The sequence below is a fragment of the Kitasatospora sp. NPDC041988 genome (genome assembly GCF_055588525.1).
This window is the reverse complement of record NZ_JBVJCO010000015.1, coordinates 131,077-149,506: the sequence shown is the minus strand read 5'-3', so window position 1 is coordinate 149,506 and position 18,430 is coordinate 131,077. Positions and strand designations below refer to the sequence as shown.

General features: G+C 72.1%; 16 protein-coding genes. 7 read left to right on the top strand and 9 right to left on the bottom strand.

Translation table 11 applies throughout. The features are described from left to right. The first annotated feature begins 274 nt into the window (after positions 1–274). Positions 275–1,039 (top strand): alpha/beta fold hydrolase, encoded by a 765-nt coding sequence (locus ACZ6NC_RS17675; protein WP_465733655.1) that lies wholly within the window; start codon positions 275–277, stop codon positions 1,037–1,039. A 350-nt stretch (positions 1,040–1,389) separates the two neighbouring features. Here the strand turns inward: ACZ6NC_RS17675 and ACZ6NC_RS17670 are convergent, their stop codons facing one another. The 4 genes from ACZ6NC_RS17670 to ACZ6NC_RS17655 all read right to left on the bottom strand — a co-directional run bounded on the left by ACZ6NC_RS17670 (position 1,390) and on the right by ACZ6NC_RS17655 (position 4,852). Further along, positions 1,390–2,007 (bottom strand): Ig-like domain-containing protein, encoded by a 618-nt coding sequence (locus ACZ6NC_RS17670; protein WP_465733653.1) that lies wholly within the window; start codon positions 2,005–2,007, stop codon positions 1,390–1,392. Positions 2,008–2,135: 128 nt separating this feature from the next. Continuing rightward, entirely contained in the window at positions 2,136–2,720 is a 585-nt protein-coding gene (locus tag ACZ6NC_RS17665) for a DUF3885 domain-containing protein (RefSeq protein WP_465733651.1), read from the bottom strand. Further along, positions 2,717–3,499 (bottom strand): MBL fold metallo-hydrolase, encoded by a 783-nt coding sequence (locus ACZ6NC_RS17660; RefSeq protein ID WP_465733649.1) that lies wholly within the window; start codon positions 3,497–3,499, stop codon positions 2,717–2,719. Before ACZ6NC_RS17660 ends, ACZ6NC_RS17665 begins: the two co-directional genes overlap by 4 nt. An 18-nt stretch (positions 3,500–3,517) precedes the next feature. Further along, positions 3,518–4,852: a DUF4419 domain-containing protein gene (locus ACZ6NC_RS17655; RefSeq protein ID WP_465733647.1), complete on the bottom strand. Its 1,335-nt coding sequence runs from the start codon at positions 4,850–4,852 to the stop codon at positions 3,518–3,520. Between the two features lie 146 nt (positions 4,853–4,998). On the opposite strand from ACZ6NC_RS17655, the gene ACZ6NC_RS17650 reads away from it, so the two are divergent. Continuing rightward, entirely contained in the window at positions 4,999–5,580 is a 582-nt protein-coding gene (locus tag ACZ6NC_RS17650; RefSeq protein ID WP_465733645.1) for a SigE family RNA polymerase sigma factor, read from the top strand. Continuing rightward, positions 5,570–6,799 (top strand): hypothetical protein, encoded by a 1,230-nt coding sequence (locus ACZ6NC_RS17645; protein WP_465733643.1) that lies wholly within the window; start codon positions 5,570–5,572, stop codon positions 6,797–6,799. The genes ACZ6NC_RS17650 and ACZ6NC_RS17645 overlap by 11 nt, the downstream gene beginning before the upstream one ends. A 46-nt stretch (positions 6,800–6,845) precedes the next feature. On the opposite strand, the gene ACZ6NC_RS17640 is transcribed toward ACZ6NC_RS17645, so the two are convergent. From ACZ6NC_RS17640 to ACZ6NC_RS17630, 3 genes are all read right to left on the bottom strand, one after another. Further along, on the bottom strand, positions 6,846–7,556 hold the full coding sequence (locus tag ACZ6NC_RS17640) for an aspartate/glutamate racemase family protein (RefSeq protein ID WP_465733641.1): 711 nt from the start codon (positions 7,554–7,556) through the stop codon (positions 6,846–6,848). Between the two features lie 91 nt (positions 7,557–7,647). Further along, positions 7,648–9,510, bottom strand: a complete 1,863-nt coding sequence (locus ACZ6NC_RS17635; protein ID WP_465733639.1) for a CocE/NonD family hydrolase — start codon at positions 9,508–9,510, stop codon at positions 7,648–7,650. Between the two features lie 236 nt (positions 9,511–9,746). Further along, positions 9,747–10,709 (bottom strand): hydrolase, encoded by a 963-nt coding sequence (locus ACZ6NC_RS17630; RefSeq protein WP_465733637.1) that lies wholly within the window; start codon positions 10,707–10,709, stop codon positions 9,747–9,749. A gap of 304 nt (positions 10,710–11,013) precedes the next feature. Between ACZ6NC_RS17630 and nicT the strand changes: the two genes are divergently transcribed. Beyond that, the gene (gene nicT, locus ACZ6NC_RS17625) at positions 11,014–12,135 is read left to right on the top strand and encodes a Nickel transporter NicT (protein ID WP_465733635.1); all 1,122 of its coding nucleotides are present in this window, start codon (positions 11,014–11,016) and stop codon (positions 12,133–12,135) included. Between the two features lie 104 nt (positions 12,136–12,239). Here nicT and ACZ6NC_RS17620 read toward each other — a convergent pair whose 3' ends face one another. Continuing rightward, positions 12,240–13,226 carry a LuxR C-terminal-related transcriptional regulator gene (locus ACZ6NC_RS17620; RefSeq protein WP_465733633.1) on the bottom strand — a complete coding sequence of 329 codons (987 nt, stop codon included), beginning with the start codon at positions 13,224–13,226 and terminating at the stop codon, positions 12,240–12,242. Between the two features lie 352 nt (positions 13,227–13,578). On the opposite strand from ACZ6NC_RS17620, the gene ACZ6NC_RS17615 reads away from it, so the two are divergent. The 3 genes from ACZ6NC_RS17615 to ACZ6NC_RS17605 all read left to right on the top strand — a co-directional run bounded on the left by ACZ6NC_RS17615 (position 13,579) and on the right by ACZ6NC_RS17605 (position 17,102). Next, on the top strand, positions 13,579–13,761 hold the full coding sequence (locus tag ACZ6NC_RS17615) for a hypothetical protein (protein ID WP_465733631.1): 183 nt from the start codon (positions 13,579–13,581) through the stop codon (positions 13,759–13,761). Positions 13,762–13,798: 37 nt separating this feature from the next. Beyond that, entirely contained in the window at positions 13,799–14,074 is a 276-nt protein-coding gene (locus tag ACZ6NC_RS17610; protein ID WP_465733629.1) for a hypothetical protein, read from the top strand. Positions 14,075–14,672: 598 nt separating this feature from the next. Continuing rightward, complete coding sequence (locus ACZ6NC_RS17605; RefSeq protein WP_465733627.1) at positions 14,673–17,102, top strand: endonuclease/exonuclease/phosphatase family protein; 2,430 nt, start codon at positions 14,673–14,675, stop codon at positions 17,100–17,102. Between the two features lie 72 nt (positions 17,103–17,174). On the opposite strand, the gene ACZ6NC_RS17600 is transcribed toward ACZ6NC_RS17605, so the two are convergent. Next, the gene (locus ACZ6NC_RS17600) at positions 17,175–18,128 is read right to left on the bottom strand and encodes an SGNH/GDSL hydrolase family protein (protein ID WP_465733625.1); all 954 of its coding nucleotides are present in this window, start codon (positions 18,126–18,128) and stop codon (positions 17,175–17,177) included. Between the last annotated feature and the right edge of the window lie 302 nt (positions 18,129–18,430).

The window sequence follows — 18,430 nt, the reverse complement described above, 5'->3', positions numbered from 1 at the left end:
AAGACAGGTGCCACGCTCACCGCTTTGTCGTGTCTCCGCCCCCCCCCCCCCCCCCCCTCCCCCCCCCTCCCCTCCCCCCCCCCCCCCCCCCCCCCGGCCCCCCCCCCCCCCCCCCCGGGCCGTGCTGCGGCCTCGTCGTGTCCACCTGATGCCCCAACCTCCGCCGCTCGGCGTGCGTGGCGCGTTGACCCGGCCACTCGCAGATCGCAAGACTCGGTGTCCTCGGTGGGCTCCCGCCTCCGTATTGGAAACCACCTCAGCATCAGGGGGCGTTGTGACAGGCCAGGTCATTCCGAACGACGTGCAGGGCAGCGGGCCCGAACGAGTCCTTCTGCTGCACAACTGGTTCGGCGACCGGTCGAGCTTCGACCCGATCCGCGGGCACCTCGACGGGGAAGCGTTCAGCTACGCATTCCTGGACTGCCGCGGGTACGGCGAGGCGAAGGAGACCGACGGCGCTTTCACCATGGAGGAGGTCGCGGAGGACGCCCTGGCCGTGGCCGACCACCTGGGCTGGCAGACCTTCTCGGTCATCGGCCACTCCATGGGCGCCAAAGCGGCCCAACTGATGCTGCTGGACGCCCCGTCGCGCGTCCGCTCGATCATCGGCATCTCACCGGTGCCCGCATCCGGCTTCCCGCTCGAAGGGGAGATGTGGGAGCTCTTCGCCGGAGCTGCGGACAATCCCGCCAACCGCCGAGCGATCATCGACAACACCAGCGGCGGGCACCGCGACGACGCCTGGCTGGACGCCATGGTGCGCCGCTCGGTGGCGCGCTCCTCGGCCAAGGCCTTCCGCGCCTATCTGAACTCCTGGGCGCGTGAAGACTTCCACGAGCGGGTCAAGGGCAACCCGGCCCCGGTACTCCTCATCGCCGGCGCGAACGACCCGGCCCTGGGGCCCGAGGCCATGCAAGCCACCTGGATGCAGTGGTATCCCAACGCTCAGCTCGAAGTACTGCAGAACACGGGCCACTACGCGCCGGAGCAATCCCCGCAGGCCCTCGCGGCGGCCGTCGAGCGGTACCTCGGGGGCTGAGGCGGCGCTGTTGCCACTCCGGAGACCGGGCCGCTGGGCATGGCGAACTCGACGCAGTTGTCATCCCCTGTCAGACCAGTGGTCCGGCGCGGGGATTCGTCGTTCCCATCCCTCGCTGATCAGCGCCCATCGAAACGGCCCCGTCCAGGTTCGCCTGGGCGGGGCTACTCCTTTGTGCGGTCCGTGACGAAGCTACCCATCCCCTTCTCGGTACGGATCAGCCCGTTCGCGCGCAGCGAAGCCGTGACCTTCTGAACCGTCGCGCGAGCAACCCCGAAGCCCGGTGAACGCCGAAGTCGCCCGGCTCCCAGTGCCGGGCGCCCTCAACTGCCGTACTCCCCAAGAGCTTGCTACTCGGTGACCTTCAAGGCCAGCGTTCGGGAGCCGTACTCGACCCCGGATACCCGGTAGCTGACCCTGGTGTCGCCGAGAGGCGCGTACGCGGCCACCACGTAGAAGGCCTGGGGCCGGCCCTCCCCGTTCACGGTGATCGTCCGCTCCACCTCGCAGCGGGCGTCGTCGTCCCCCTCCCAGGCCACCTGGAGCACGCTGCCCGCCGTCAGCACCTTCGCTGCCGGGACCACCACCGTGACCTGCGCCAGGCGGCCCAGGGCGAGAGCCCCCTCCCAGGCCCCCTCGACCAGGGGCGCCGGCATGAGGCGCTCCGCGGCGGTGACGGCGAGGCCGAACACCGCCCGGCCGCCGTCCGAGACGGCGGTCACCTCGACCGCGCCGGGCGCTTCACCGGCGGTGAGCTCCACGGCGGCGAACCCGTCGTCGTCAGCCGTCACCGTCGTCTCGGCCGCACCGCCGAACGACGCCGGCCCGGAGACCGTGAACGTCACCTGCGCACCCGCCACGGGGGTCTCACGGGAGAGTGCCTGCACCCTGAGCGCATCCGGGAACTGCGAACCGACCGTCGTCGTCCAGTCGTCCCCCGCGGCGATCTGCACCCTGTCCACGTCCACGGTCGTCACCCTGAGCCACCCCATTCTGCGATTGCCGGTTCCTGCTCCTGTGCATAGATCATTTCATCCGGCTCGGCCGGACTGTTCGTCAGATGCACGCTCTGGTAACACAGGCAGCTGCCCCGGCGTCAGAGCCCACCCGGGTGGCGGGAGAGCCAGTCGGCGTGGCGCTCGCGGAGCCGGTCGCGCTCCTCCGTGCTGGTGAGCAGGACGTCGGCACCCCCGTCATAGGGGAGGTAGAGGCGCTCCATCCGGGTGTTCATGATGATGACGTCGGCGAGTACGTCGTCGGCGACGGCGCGCAGCAGCCGGTCCAGGGAACCGCGCCGCCAGGTGCGCCGGGCGACGAAGAGATGTTGGTGGATGCGGAACTCCGGGTTCGGGTCGTCCGCTGTCTGCATCGTCAGCCAGTACCCGGCGCCGGGCCGGTGCCGGGGTACGTCGGGCGCGCTCGTCCACCTGGGCATGACGAGGCAGATGTCGTCACCGGCGAACAGCTCGTCCAGGACGGTGTTGTACCGCTCCAGTAGGGTCGCGTACTCGCCCTCGTCGTCGGCGTAGCGCTTCGATTCCGGAAGGCTGTGGAAACGCACCCATACCTCCCGGTACGGGTTGCTGACCAGGTGCCCGATCGGCGGACTGTCGGACCACCGTCGCTGCCAGAGCTCGGTCAGCTCGGGCTGCGCGTCGTGGATCAGCCGAGGAAGCCTCACGCCGTCGCCCCCTCGGCCGCGCCGATCGGGAAGACGGCACCCGGCGCGGCGTACTCCACGGGGCCGCCGAACCGGGCCGCTGCCCGCGCCACCGCCGACGCCGGGGTGAGGGACCGCCCGACGTGCGTGACGATCAGCCGTCCGACCCCGGCGGCGAAGGCCGTGTCGCCCGCCTCCTCCGGGGTGTGGTGCACCGAATTCCCCTGAGCCGCCTCGGCCTCGCAGAGCAGCACGCCGCACCCGGCCGCCAGCGCGGTGAGCGCCGCGCAGGGCGCGGTGTCCCCGGAGTAGGCGAGCGTCAGCCCTTCCGCGTCCTCGACGCGCAGGGCGAAGGCCGGCATGCCGTGCGCGACCGCTGCGCTGGTCAGGGTGAGCGCGCCGACCCGGGCACGGTGTCCGTCGTGCAGCTCGTGAACGGCGAACGCGGACTCGACCGGGCTGCGGTCGGGCCCGTTGGTGAGGAAGTGCGCCAGCCGGTCGGCGATGCCCGGCGGCCCGTACAGCGGGATCGGATTGGCGAGCCGGATGTCCGCGTACAGGAGGCCGTAGTAGGCGGTGAGCAGGTCCGCGGTGTGGTCGGCGTGCAGGTGCGAGATCCAGACGGCGTCCAACTCGCCGAGCCGGAGGTGCCGTTGAAGCTGGGCCAGCGTCCCGGTGCCCGCGTCGACCCACACCCGTGCGCCTCCGCCGGACACCAGGTAGCCGGAGCACGGGTTGTCCACGGTGGGGTACGGGGTGGCGCTGCCGAGGACGGTGAGGCGGAGGGGGTCGCTGCTCATCCGGGGAGTCCGGGACACCTACAGCACCCGCAGAGCGGTGCCGAGATCCGGGTGGGGATTGTCGGACCGGCATGTGATGTCGCCGTCGTCCGAGCGCAGTTCGCCGATGTGCCAGTTGCCGTCGGTGGACAGGACCACGCAGTACCAGCCCAGGTCGATCGCGTACTCGGCCTGTGCGGGCTCGCCGCCCACGGTGACGGTGCCGAGTTCGGTGAGCAGCCGGGCCTCCCTGGCCCCGGCGCAGCGCTGGACGTCCGCGAGTGTCCAGGGCTCGGGCAGGAGGAGGTCGGCGGGCTCGGCGGAGGGGAGGAGTTCGACGACGGCGTGGCCGAGCCGGGGCCGCAGCCACTCGCCGTCTCGCTCGATGCCGAGCACGCCGCCGAGGAAGGCCATGTCGAGGGTGCCGGCGGGGGTCTCCCAGCGGAACGGGACGCGGGAGACGTGGGAGGGGAAGAGGTCCGTCGGCGCGGCGCCCGGGCCGAACGAGGCCCTGGGCCGTGGGCCTTCGTCGTGATAGTCGTGGGCGAAGAAGGCGTTGATCCAGCCGGTCACCTCGTCGCCGCCGGAGAACGACCGGTGCTTGTAGAGCGAGCGCCAGAACTCCTGGTCGACGCCGTGCCCGGCGGCCGTCCCGGCGATCTCGTCCAGCACCGGATGCAGGGCGGTGAACCAGTCGCGCAGGCCCGCGAACCGCTCCGCCAGCTCGCGGACGCGGTCCGCCAGCAGCTGCCAGTCCTCCGCCGTGCCCTCCAGCCGGATCCGGGGGATTCCGCAGAGCGTCTGCCAGCGGAAGCGGTAGTAGGGGCTGACGACGTCCATCAGCGCCACCAGCGTGGCCGTCGCGTCGGCGGGGGTGGTGGTCGAGAAGACGGGCTGGAAGAGGTCGGCCGTCCCCGCGCCGATCCGGTCGCCCAGCGGCTCCCGGACCAGGTTGATCGAACGCTCCCAGTCCAGCGGGGCATTGTCGTCGACCACCAGGATCGTCTGCTCGTACCCGGGGCTGTCGGTGAACAGGCCGGCGTAGGCGCCTTGGTTGAGGCGGACATGGACGGCCACCTCGTGGACGACGCAGTACCAGAGCAGGTCGGGCGCGAGGCTCAGCGGCAGGTGGGCCGCGAAGGCCAGGTGGACGGCGCGCAGCAGGAGGCTGGAGGTGGGTTCGGTGACCTCCGGTGCGTCGGTCGGCTTGCCGGTGAGACGGTCGGTGCTGCGGTGGTGGAACCGGGCGTGGTCGCGCAGGACGGCCCGGAGGAAGCGCTCGTTGCCCAGCTCGGTGAGTTCGGCGGCGAGTTCACCGGCGCGCCGGTCGGCCTCGGGGGTGTGGTCGAGCGGCAGGTCGAGGTGGAAAGGCAAAAGGAGGTCCCCTTGGAAGCGGTGATCGGCGACCGATCGTAGAGGGAGGGGCGACAGCCGCGGTACTGGATATCGGGCGGACGACCGGCGGAAAGTTGTCGGCCGAGGGCTGCCACATGACCGCGGGTCAACGGCGTTAGAAGGTTATGAGTCAATCACCGAGCGCGGACACCCCGGCAGAGCCGGCGCCGCCCGACTTCCCGGCCTTCGTCGCGTCGCGGGGGCGGCACCTGTTGCGCACCGCCTTCCTGCTCACCGGCGGCGACGCCCACCTTGCCGAGGACCTCGTGCAGGAGGCGCTCGGCCGGATCTTCGTGAAGTGGCGCAAGGTGGCCGGCCTCGACAATCCGAGCGGGTACGCGCAGACCGTGCTGGTCAACACGTTCCTGTCGTACCGTCGGCGGCGCAGCAGCTCGGAGCGGGTCACCGACATCGTGCCCGAGATCGCCGTGGACGGCCCGGACCCGGCGCTGCGGCTGACGCTGCTGCGGGCGCTCGGCGAGATACCGGCGCAGGACCGGGCCGTGCTGGTGCTGCGGTTCTGGGAGGACCGCAGTGTCGAGGAGACGGCCGCCGCGCTGCGCCTGAGCAGTACGGCCGTGCGCTCGCGCAGCAGCCGGGCGCTGGCCCGGATGCGTGCCACGCTCGGCGACGACCTGGGCGTCGGAGCGGGCCGCGCACCCCAGGACCCGACCACCGAGAAGGCGGTGCTTCGCCATGCCCTTTGAAGACGAGTTCGCCCTGGCCCTGCGCGACGCGGCCGAGTCGGCGCCGGAACCCGTGAGCCACACCGCCCTTGCCGCCGGAGCCGAGCGGCGCGGCCGCCGTGGGCAGCAGCGCCGGCGGGCTGCGATGGCGGGCGGGTTGGCGGTGCTGCTGCTCGCCGCGGGCGGTGTCGCGGCCCTCGGCGGCGGTGTGGTGAACGCCGGTCCGGCCGGCCCGCCGCTGCCGTCGATGTCCGCCGACGAGGTGGTCACGCTGGTCACCGGTCTGCTGCCGGAGGGGAAGGTGACCGTGCTGAACGCGGGCGGCACCGGTGAGGGCAAGCTGCCGGGTCACGAGTACGGGACCGGCGCGACGCTGCTGTTCGACGACGGCAAGGGGGCGAGCATCTTCTACTTCAGGGTGGAACGGACCGAGTTGACGCCCGAGGCGGGCGCGGTCTGCATGGACCCGTTCTCCACGCCACAGGACTCCTGCGACCGCGCGACGCGCCCGGACGGCTCCGTCGTGGTGATCGACAAGCTGCGGAGCAGGCCCCCCGAGGGAGACCACCGGGAGTGGCGGGCGACCTGGGCGGCCCCCGACGGCCGGCGGGTCAGCATCACCGAGTACAACGGTCAGCCTGCCACACCCAACCGGGATGCCCCGCCGCTCGATGCCGAACAGCTGACCGCCCTGCTGACCTCCCCGGCCTGGGAGCAGGTCTTCGCCGCGCTGCCGCTGCGGCCCGACGCACCCAAGCCGCAGAAGGCCTCTGCCCCGCCGAGCACCGAAGCGACCCCGTCGGTGGCCGAGGTGGTCGCCAAGCTGGTCCCGCTGCTCCCGCCGGGGACCACCCAGTCCGAGGTGAAGGGCGGTGGCGCCGCCAACGTGCTGGTGACCTTCGAGGGCCGCTCCAGCCTGCTGTCGGTGTCGGTGGGACCGCCCGGCGCCAGGGGGCGGGAGGACAAGCGGTACGCCGAGTCGGAGGGCTCGGCCGGCCCGCTGGCCGTGCGGGAGAAGCGGGCCGACGGCAGCACCGTCGTCGTCAACCAGTTCGGCAACGGCAAGACCGCCACCCAGCCGGTCCTGCACTGGACGGCCGCCGTGTACTACGCGGACGGCCGACAGGTGATGATCTCCGAGCAGAACGGCGAGAACGGCTACACCGCCCGGCCCGGGACTCCGGCCCTGAGCCTCGACCAGCTCAAGGCCATCGTCACCGATCCGGTCTGGCGGTCCTGACCCGCCGTCGGCGTCGCCCTGTCACAGGGGAGCAGGGCGGCGCCGGCTATCGCACGTCCCCGAGCACGTCCCCGAGCGCCGCCTCGACGGCGGCCTCGGCGTGCAGGCGGGCGGTCGGGAAGAGCGGTACGGGGCTGTCCTCGTCGCCGACCAGCAGCTCGATCTCGGTGCAGCCGAGGATCACGCCCTCGGCGCCGGCGGCGACCAGCTCCTCGATCACCCGCCGGTATCCGGCGCGCGACTCCTCGCGGACGACGCCCAGGCAGAGCTCCTCGTAGATCACCCGGTGGACGAGGGCACGCCCGTCCGCTTCGGGGACGAGGACGGTGAGGCCGTTGGCCTCCAGCCGGCCACGGTAGAAGTCCTGCTCCATCGTGAACGCCGTCCCCAGCAGGCCGATCCGGCGCAGCCCGGCGGCCCGGACGGCGTCGGCGGTCGCGTCGGCGAGGTGCAGCAGCGGGACGGAGACGGCGGCCTCGACCTGGTCGGCCACCCGGTGCATGGTGTTGGTGCAGATCAGCAGCAGCTCGGCGCCGGCCGCCTCCAGCGAGCGCGCCGCGTCGGCGAGTACCGCCCCGGCCTCCGTCCAGCGGCCCTGCGCCTGGAGGCGTTCGATGGCGGCGAAGTCGACGGAGTAGAGCACCAGCCGGGCGGAGTGCAGGCCGCCGAGCCGCTCGCGGGTGAGCTGGTTGAGCGTCCGGTAGTACTCGGCGGTGGACTCCCAGCTCATGCCGCCGATCAGGCCCAGTGTTTTCATGCCGCACATATAAACATTGCTGTGGTCTGTTGGTAAAGATATAAGGATTTCTTACCGCTTCTCTGCGTTCCTGCGTTCCTGCGCTCGTGCGTTACCCGATGTCCCGGGGGATCTGCTGCTGCCAGTCGCGGGTGAAGACGACGTCGCCGGCTTCGAGGGCGGTCAGGCGGGTGTGGGCGAGGAAGTGGGTGGGGGTGCAGCGCAGTTCGGTGCGGGTCTGGAGGGTGACGTCCCAGCCGATGGCGGGGCGTTCGAGGCGGACGGTGCGGTCGGTGCGGGCCTGGGCGCTGGTGGGGGTGGCGGTGAGGATGCGGTAGGCGGTGACGGTGTGCTCGTCGCGGACCAGGCCGTCGGGGTGGGTGCGGGTGCCGTCGGTGGAGGGGGAGAGTTCGGTGCGCCACTCGTGGCGGGCGATGTCGTGGATGGTGAGGCGTTCGGGGCGGGCGGTGAGCGGCTCGGTGGTCTGGAGGGGCGGCGGGAGCGGGAGGGTGGGGGAGGCGAACGTGACGGGGGCGGCGCCGGAGTCGGCGGCGAGGTGGCGGACGGGGAGGGTCAGGGTGCTGTGGGAGGGGTCGAGCCCGAAGCCGGCGGGCTCGGGGTCGGGCCAGAGCCACGGCCAGTAGGTGGAGGAGAGGGCGAGCCTGAGGCGGTGGCCGGGCGGGACGGTGTGGCCGGCGGCGGCCAGTTCGACGGTGACGTCCGGTGTCGACGGGGAGGCGACGAGGGCGCCCCGGGTGACCAGGGTGGAGGTGCCGTCAGGGGCGACGTCGCAGAGGCGGGCGACGACCAGACCGGCGTCGGCCGAGGGGCGCAGGCGCAGCCGCAGGGACGGGGCGCCGAGGAGTTCGAGCGCTTCGGGCAGTGGCTGGGAGTCGAAGCAGACGGAGCGCCCGTCCTCCTCCCGCTGGTCGGGCGGCCGGTCGGCGGGGCGGCCGAGCGGGACGTACGCGCCGGCGTTGAGACCGGTGTGCTGGGGGGAGCGGACGGGGACGTAGCGGTCGTCGGAGGCGGTGCCGGCGGTGCGCAGCGGACCGTCGAGGCCGTAGCGGATGTCGCGGACGTCGGGGGAGGGCCAGGCCTCCTCGCCGGTCCACCGGGTGCTGATCCAGCTGCGCAGCACGGGGGTCTTGAGGACGCCGGTGTCGATGTCCCGGAGCCAGTGGTCCCACCAGCGGAGCGTCTCGGTGAGGATTTCGTCGGGCAGGCCGTGCGGCCAGGGGCCGAGGACGGCGCGGACCGGGACGGGGCCGGAGGAGAGCAGGCGCAGCAGCAGCGTGCAGGACGGGTCGCCCCAGCCGGCGACGGCGAGGGTGGGGACGGCGGCGGTGCCGGGCGGGTCGTCGGGCGGGTCGTCGGAGAGCCAGTCGGGGAGGGCGGGTTCCAGGGCGGCGAGGCGTTCCTGCCACCGGGGCCGCCAGTCGTCGCCGAGGTACTGCGGGTCCGGCGGGCGGGCGGCGTCGGCGAGGTGGGCGGTGGCGCGGGTGTGCAGGTCGTCGGCGGGGACGGCGCCGCCGGGGCGCAGGCCGGTCTCGGGGCAGGCGGCGACGACGGCGTGGACGGCGCCGGGGGCGTGGGCGGCCAGCCGCAGGGCGGTGGCGGCGGCGGGGCCGGTGCCGAGCAGGCCGATCCGGCCGCTGCACCAGGGGCGGTCGGCGAGCCAGGCGATGACGGCGGCCCCGTCGGTGAGCGTTGTGGCGTCGTCGGGTGCGCCGGTGGAGTTGCCGTGGCCGCGTTGGTCGACCCGGACGCAGGCGTAGCCGTGGCCGGCGTACCAGGGGTGGCGGCGGGCGTCGTCGGTGGCGGTCCAGTCGGTGAGGCGCCCGGTGGAGTACTCCAGCAGCGCGGGGACGGGGTCGTCGGCCACGGGGCGCCAGAGGCGGGCGTACAGCTCGGTGCCGTCGGGCAGCGGGACGCGAACGTCCTCGCGGAGGGTGCGGTACGGGTTCGAGGGCATGGCCGCTCCCATCGGGTCCCGGGGGGTACCGGGTCGGCGGGCGCCCGGGTGGGGCGGGGTTCCCGCTCGGCGGGCCACGGTGCGGGGCGGGCCGGGTGGCCCGCCCGCGCCGCAGGCGTCAGCATTCCGACCCTAGGGGAGGATGCCGCCGATTTCCTGGTGAGCCGCAGTGGCCCGGTGAGCGGGAGTTTCCAGGTGAGCCGGAGCCGCCCGGTCGGCCGGAGGGGGCTCCGTCGTCACGCCTTGCTGAGCCAGGACGTGGCGTTCAGCGCGAGGGCGGCGTCGGTGCCGGCCGGGTCGTCCCAGCCGTTGAACAGCTTGTTGCCGCTCTGGCCGGTGCCGTCGTCGATGGGCGAGCTGTCGCCCCAGATGGCGACCCGGCCGCTGCCGTAGGTGCTGGTGACGAAGAATGCGCCGGTGTTGCCGCTGTAGCCGGTCCGGTAGACCAGGCCCTTGACCGACGGGTTGTCGGTCGGCTTGAGGGTGAAGGTGGTGCCGTTGCGCAGGATCGAGCCGGTGACGGTGCCGAAGGGGCCGTGCAGGACGGGGTCGGTGGCGTTGTCGGCCGCGCGCGGGTTGTCGGTGGTGATGTTGAGGAGGTCGACCGAGAACCCGAAGGGGTCGTTGTTGTCCACCCCGTTGTTGGTGAGCAGGTCGTTGATGATCCTGGGGGAGTCCCAGCCGTCGTTGTTGCGGTCGCTCTGGGTGTGGTCGGAGATGAGGAAGAGCCCGCCGCCGTTCTGGACGAAGCGGATCAGGGCGGACTTTTCGGCCGAGCTGAACCGGATGTTCGGCTCGGGGATCACGAAGGTGTCGAAGTTGGCCAGGTCGAGGGCGGCACCGGTGCCGTAGCTGATGGTGGAGCCGGCCGGGAGGGTCTTGAGGCTGTACTGGCCGGTCTTCTGGAGGGCGACGCCCCAGGCGGAGAGGGCGCCCGTCCAGCTCTTCTCGGTGGTGGGGGTGGCGTTCTGGGCCAGCGGGTCGGGCTGGGCGGTGGAGATGATCCAGTCGGCGTTGCCGGCGGTCTCGGCCTTGCTGTTGTCGAACAGCACGCGGTGGGGGGTCGCGCTGACGGCGGTCGTGGTCGAGGTGGCGGCGACGGCGGTGGGGGTGGCCGAGGCGGTGGGGGCGAGGCCCGTGAGGCCGGCCGCGAGGAGGGCCGGGACGGCCAGGGCGGCGGCCGTTCGAATGCGGATCATGTGCCGTTCCTCCGTGGGGAGTTGAGGGTTCGGCGCCCGAGTATTCGCGCGTAGAACCTGAGTATCCGCGCGTAGACGGGGCGGTGAAAGGCCTCGGAGGTTACGGGTATTTGTACGGTGCATGACGATCTCCGGGAGGGCGTGCACGTTTCCGGGTCGCACCCTCCCGCGGTCATGCGCGCCCCTCTCGCGCGCCTCTTCGCATTCGTTCGCCGCCCACCCGTAATTGCGCATGACTTGCAAGTACTTCCCTGGCAGGGGAAAGATGGCCCAGCTCCGCACGCTCCCCCGAAAGGACGACACGATGTCCAGCCCCGCCGCAGGTGCCACCGCCGTCAGATGGCGCGATCGGCTCACCCGTGAGGAGTGGATCCGGCTGGCCGGTATGGGCGGCTTCATCCTCGCCCTGCACGTGATCGGCTGGTTCACCCTGCTCGCGGTCATCGCGCCCGAGCACTATGACGTCGGCGGGCAGGTGTTCGGCGCGGGCATGGGCCTCACCGCCTACACCCTCGGCATGCGGCACGCCTTCGACGCGGACCACATCGCGGCCATCGACAACACCACCCGCAAGCTGATGGGCCAGGGCAAGCGGCCGCTCTCGGTCGGCTTCTGGTTCTCGCTGGGCCACTCGTCGATCGTCTTCGGCCTCTGCGCACTGCTGGCCTTCGGGATCAAGTCCCTCGCCGGGCAGGTCGAGACGGACGACTCCACCCTGCACGAGGCCACCGGCCTGATCGGCGTCACCGTCTCCGGGACGTTCCTGCTCCTGCTCGGCCTGATCAACCTGGGCGCCTTCAACGGCATCCTCAAGGTGTTCCGCAAGATGCGGGAGGGCGAGTACGACGAGGCCGAGCTGGAGGCGCAGCTGGAGAAGCGCGGCTTCATGAACCGCATCCTGGGCCGGGTCACCAGGGCGGTCACCAAGCCGTGGCACATGTACCCGGTCGGCCTGCTCTTCGGCCTCGGCTTCGACACCGCGACCGAGGTCTCGCTGCTGGTCCTGGCCGGCGGTGCGGCGGCGTTCCAGCTGCCCTGGTACGCCCTGCTGGTGCTGCCGATCCTGTTCGCGGCGGGCATGAGCCTGCTGGACACCATCGACGGCTCGTTCATGAACTTCGCCTACGAGTGGGCATTCTCCAAGCCGGTCCGGAAGATCTACTACAACCTGACCGTGACCGGCCTCTCGGTCCTGGTCGCGCTGGTCATCGGCTCGATCGAGCTGCTCGGGCTGCTCGGGGAGAAGCTGGAGATCACCAGCGGGCCGGTCGCCTGGATCGGCGAGCTGGACCTCAACCTCGTCGGGTACGCCATCGTCGCCCTGTTCGTGCTGACCTGGGCGGCGGCCATCGCGTACTGGAAGCTCGGCAAGGTCGAGGAGAAGTGGTCGGCGGGGCTGGCCGCGGCGGCCACCAAGTCCGACTAACGGCCCTGCCGGGCACGACGAGGGCCCGCCGGCCCGGGAAACCCCGGGCCGGGCGGGCCCTTCGCCGTGCCGGAACGGACGTGGCGGGGCGGCTGGCGCCCCGGCTACAGCCAGCCGCGCTGCGCCGCCTTGAGGCCGGCCTCGAAGCGGCTGGCGGCGTCGAGCCGCTCCATCAGGGCGGACATCTGGCGGCGCACGGTGCGGACCGAGATCCCGAGCCGTTTGCCGGCGGCCTCGTCGGTCAGGCCCGTCCCGAGCAGCCGGAGCAGGTCGCGCTCGGCCGGGGTGAGACCGGTGTCGTGGTGGGTGGGCTGGTCGTCGCCGAGCGGCACGGCGGTGGACCAGGCCTGCTCGAACAGCGCGACGAGCGAGGCGACCAGCCCCGGCTCGCTGGTGCAGAGCGCCCCGAACCTGGTCCGGGCCGGGTCGATCGGGACGACGGCGGTGTGGCGGTCGAAGACCAGCAGCCGGGGCGGCAGCAGCGGCGCCGTCCGCACCTGGCCGCCGAGCCCGGTGAGCCACTGCGCGTACGCGTGGGTGGCCTGGTCGTTGCGGACGCTGTCCTGGTAGAGCGTGCGCATGGCGACGCCCCGCGCCAGCGCGTCCCGGTCGAGCGGACGGGCGGCGTCCATGCTGGCCTGGGACTGCGCCCCGCCCGAGATCGCGGCGAGGAACTCCTCCCGCAGGTCGCGCGCCAGCGTTTCGAGCTTGACCTGGATGGCGTCCATCCCGACCAGCCGCTCGGTGGCGTCCGAGGTGGTGTTGGGCAGGAGGTCCGCGTAGGCGGCGACGGCCTGGGCGACGGCGGCCTTGCTGGCGACCAGCTCCTGCTGGCGGCGGGCGAGGTCGTCCTCCTGGCGGCGGATCACGGCCTCCAGGCCGACCGCCGGGTTGACCGGGCGCAGCGCGCCGGAGACCTCCTGGGAGGGGCGCAGCAGCGTCAGGTCCGCGAGCTGGTCGAGGGCCTCCCGGATGGTGGCCTCGGACAGGGCGAGCCGGTGGCACAGGTCGGCGACCCGGCACCCGGGCTCGGCCAGCATGGCCGTGTAGACAGCTTCCGCCGTCGGGTTCAGTCCCAGTGCCTCGAGCACGATTCCCCCCGGACTCGGCGATGGGCGGCCCGGCCGAGATGGCCGCATGCGTGATTCTCACAGTTCGCACATGTGTGTGCAAGGCGATCTGACGATGCATCCGTGAGGCGGGGGCGGGCGGATGGGGCGGGTGGGGTGGCGACATGCTGCCTGGCCTGATGATGCCTCAGGGAAAGCCTTCCGGGGCGCTGTCCGGTGCACCAGGATGTGATCACCGAGCCGCGGGGCGCCAGACCCCGGCTCGGTGGGACGGCGGGGGCCAAGTCACCGTCCGCTCGACGAACGACTGACGAATCGACTGACGAATCGACTGGCGAACCGATTGACGAACCATCAAACAGGGGGTTGTTTCATGCGGATCACCGCTCGCGTTCTCGGTGTCCTCGCGGCTGCGGCAACGGTGGCCACACTTGCTCTGCCGGCCGCCACCGCGGCGCCGGCCACCACGGCGGCGGGTGTGGCCGCCGCGAGTGACCTCCGCACCGGCGACGGCGCGACCGACCCGGGCAGCATCAGCTGGGACGACTTCAAGTGACCGACGCCGTCGGTGCCGGACTCTTGAACCGACCCCGATGCACATCGTCCGCCTGACCCTGACCAGTCCCGACCGACGCCTGCTCACCGAAGCGGACGCCCACGTCCTGAAGGACGTGCTCTGGGCCCACGCCGATCCCTGTGGCGGCCTGGAGCACGTCCAGTCGAGAGCCGGCGCGGACTCGATCGACCTCGTCGTCTTCACCAGCGGCGGGAGTGGCGACGACGCCCCCGCCCATTCGCTGGCCATTTGTTCCGCGGCGATCTCGCGGTCTCCGGCATTCCAGTCCTGGCGTGTTTCCGTCGCCGGCTGAAAGTCGCCGCCTGAAAGTCGCCGGCCGAAACCGTCCCGGCCGGGCCGGAATTCCTCCGGCCCGCCCTTTCCAGTGATCCGGTCGCGGCCGCGCCGCACCAGTCCGCACCGGTGACGGCATCGGTGACGGCTTCGGCGACCCGGCGGCGGTGGGCCCGGATCCGGACAGGACCGGAAAGCCCTGCCGCCGCGAGGGCGCCGGCACTGGTCTGAGTTCCCGCACCGAGAACGGCTCCGGCGGCTGGCAAACGGGGGTCGGACGGCGTCGGCCGGGCGGGGTTCAGTGCGGCGGGCCCGCAGGACGGGGGATTCCCTGGCCTGCGGGCCCGTCGCTGTGTGGGCGTCAGGGCAGCCAGTGGTACCGAAAGTTAACCACCGGGGTCTTGTCGCGTCATTTTCTACGCGCGTATCTTGAGCGCTGCGGGGGCGGTTCTCGGCTCCCGTGCCCCTTTTCTACGCGGGTAGCGCACGGTGTGCGCCTGCCCCACCCACCCTCTGACCCACCCTCACGGCCCGGCGACCCCACGTCCGCCGGGCGAACGTGCCGCCCCCGTTGCCGTGCCGCCGTGCGCCACGGCAGACCAAGGAGTCCCGCCCAGGTGACCACGTCCCCCGCTCCCCGCCCCCGCTCGCGCCGCGCGCTGCTCCGTGCCACCCTCCTGCCGGCCGGCCTGGCCGGCTCGCTGGTGCTCGTCCCGCTCCCGGCCGCCGTGGCCGCGCCCTCGGCCGACGCGGTGATCTCCGAGGTGTACGGCGGCGGCGGCAACTCCGGCGCCACGCTGAAGAACGACTTCGTCGAGCTGGCCAACAGGGGCGGCGCCGCCTTCGGCCTGGACGGCTGGAGCGTCCAGTACATATCCGGCACCCCCGGGGCCAACACCCAGTGGGGGGTCACCCCGCTGGCCGGTGCGATCGCCCCCGGCGGGCGCTACCTGGTCGGCGAGGCGGCGGGCGCCGCCGGCACCGTCGACCTGCCCACCCCGGACGCGGCCGGCTCGCTGGCCCTCTCCGGCACCAGCGGCACCGTCGCCCTGGTCCACGGCACCGACCCGCTGACCTGCAAGACGGCCGCCGACTGCGCCGCCGACCCGCGCGTGCGCGACCTGGCCGGCTTCGGCACCGCCGTGGTCCACGAGGGTTCGGCCGCCGCCGCCGGCGCCTCCAACACCGCCTCGGTGGCCCGCCGGGCGGGCCTCGCCGACACCGACGACAACGCGGCCGACCTCGCCGCCGGCGCTCCCACGCCGACCAACAGCAAGGGCGAGGTCGCCGAGGGCACCACCCCGACCGGGCCGACCGAGCCGGGCACCGTCCGGATCCACGACATCCAGGGCACCACCCGCCTCTCCATCCGGACCGGCAAGACCGTCGCCGGCGTGCCCGGCATCGTCACCGGCGTGCGCGGCTACGGCTCCAAGGGCTTCTGGATCCAGGACCCGAACCCGGACGCCGACCAGGCCACCAGCGAGGGCATCTTCGTCTACACCGGCAGCGCCACCCCGGCCGTCAAGGTCGGCGACTCGGTCCTGGTCACCGGCAAGGTGACGGAGTACTACCCGAACTACAACGGTGGCTCGCAGTCGCTCACCCAGCTGACCAACCCGGCCGTCACCGTGGTCTCCTCCGGCAACCCGCTGCCCGCGCCGGTCGTCGTGGACACCCGCAACATCCCCGGCACCTACACCCCGCAGGCCCCGGCCGGCGGCACCATCGAGTCGCTCCCGCTCGCCCCCGAGAAGTACACCCTCGACTTCTACGAGTCGCTGGAGGGCATGCGCGTCGAGGTCAAGGACGTCCGGGTGGTCCAGGCGACCGACAAGTACAACGAGCTCTGGGTCGCCGCCGACAAGCAGGACCAGAAGAGCCAGCGTGGCGGCGTGCTCTACGAGTCGTACGCCGAGCCCAACGTCGGCCGGCTGATGGTGCAGCAGCAGGCGCCCGCCACCCAGCAGCCGTTCCCGGTCGCCAACGTCGGCGACGTGCTGACCGGCACCACCAGCGGCCCGCTGGACTACAACCAGTTCGGTGGCTACACCCTGGTGGCGGGCACCCTCGGCGCGCTCCAGGACAACCACCTCCAGCGCGAGGTGACCGCCCAGGCCGCGGACCGCGAACTCACCATCGCCACCTACAACGTGGAGAACCTGGCCCCCGGCAACCCGGACGCCAAGTTCGCCGAGCTGGCCCAGGCCGTCGTCACCAACCTGCGCTCGCCCGACGTCCTCGCCCTGGAGGAGATCCAGGACAACAACGGCGCCAAGAACGACGGCACGGTGGACGCGAGCGTGACGGTGGCCAAGTTCATCGCCGCGATCAAGGCGGCCGGCGGCCCCGCGTACGACTGGCGCTCGATCGACCCGGAGAACGGCAAGGACGGCGGCGAGCCCGGCGGCAACATCCGCCAGGTCTTCCTCTTCAACCCGCAGCGGGTCTCCTTCACCGACATCCCCGGCGGCTCCACCACGTCCGCGGTGGACGTGGCCGGCACCGGCGCGGCCACCGCGCTGACCGCCTCGCCCGGCCGGATCGACCCGGCCAACGAGGCCTGGGCCAACAGCCGCAAGCCGCTGGTGGGCCAGTTCTCCTTCCGCGGCAAGAAGGTCTTCGTCATCGCCAACCACTTCAACAGCAAGGGTGGCGACCAGGGTATCGACAGCCGGTTCCAGGCCCCGGCGCGCAGCTCCGAGGAGCAGCGGACCAAGCAGGCGACCGTCGAGCAGGCCTTCGTCGCCAAGCTGCTGGCCGCCGACAAGGAGGCCAAGGTGGTCTCCCTCGGCGACTTCAACGACTACCAGTTCTCGCCCGCGCTGGCCGCGGTCACCAAGGACGGCGTGCTGCGCGACCTGGTGAACGAGCTGCCGGAGAAGGAGCAGTACTCGTACGTCTACCAGGGCAACTCGCAGGTGCTGGACCACATCCTGGTCAGCCCCGAGGTCGGGTACGCCAAGTACGACGTGGTGCACATCAACAGCGAGTTCGCCAAGCAGGCGAGCGACCACGACCCGCAGGTGGTCCGCATCAAGCCGTAGTGCCCGCGGCATGACCGAGGGGGCGGTGACCGGGGTCTGGTCACCGCCCCCTCGGGGCTTTCCACGGGTGTGTCAGCGCAGCGCGGCGAGCACCGCGTCCGCCATCACCTTCTCGCCGGTGGCGTTCGGGTGGAACGGGACGGCCGGGGAGCCGGGCAGCGCACCCTCGATCCAGCGGTCGTCCGAGCAGACGTCGTGTCCGGCGGTCGGGGTGGCGGTGTCCACGTAGGTGGCGCCGTTGGCGGCCGCAGTGGACTTCAGCATGGCGTTCAGCTTGCCGAGGATGCCGTACATGTACTCGACGTCACCGGCGGTGACGGGCTGGCGGAGGAAGCACTTCGAGCCGTCGGCGGGCAGCACCGAGGGGTAGCCCACCAGCAGCACCTTGGCCTGGGGGGCCTTGCTGTGGATGCTCTTCAGGGTGTCGGCGATCTGCGGCTTGGCGGCGGCGATCCGGTCGACCAGGTCGTCGTTGCCGTACTGCCAGGACCAGCTGGACCAGTCCCAGTAGCCGTGGTGGAAGACGTCCTTGCAGGGCGTGCCGAGCGGGTTGACCACCGCGCCGGCGATGCAGACGCCGACCAGCTCGCCGAGGCCGAGGTCGGTGGCGCCGAGGTCGTTGCCGCCGATGCCGAGGGTCACCAGGTCGGTGTCGGCGGTGACGGCGTCCAGCTGGGGGTCGTTGACCCGGATGAAGGCGTCGTACTGCGGCTGCGTCATCGCCTTCACCTTGGCGGCGGCACAGGTGACGTCGGTGTACGCGCCGGCCTTGAGGGCGGCGGCCACCAGGTGGCCGTAGTTGCGGTCCGAGCGCAGGCAGAGGCCGGCCGACTGGCCGGGCACGCCGGCGCCGGCAGCGTAGGAGTCGCCGAGCGCCACGTAGTGGTGGGGCGCGGGGGTGGCGGCCTGGGCGCTGGTGGAGGTCAGGGCGAGCGCGGCGCCCAGCGCGGCGGTGCCGAGCAGGGCGGACTTCCGCGCCGGACGGGTTTCGCGGGTGGCGCGGCGTTTCCGGGCAGGGCGGAGCACGGTTCCTCCTGGGGGAGAGAAACGACGGTGGGTGGGGGTCGTGCGAGCCGGGCCACAGCTACTACTCACAAGTAAGTTACTGTCAGGTTTCGCGTGCGTCCATACATTGCGCGGAAATTTCCGAAAAACCGTCAGAAGTATTTCGGAATTACGCTCCATCGCGTATCGAAGGTATTTCCGAAACGCCCCGGAGCGGAATTCACGCTGCTGCTTGTCACCGTCCTGCCGCCGCCGGCGCGTGTTACCGACCGGTTGACGCGCCCCGTGGCAGACCGCAGTATCGGGCGCACGCGCACCGCCGG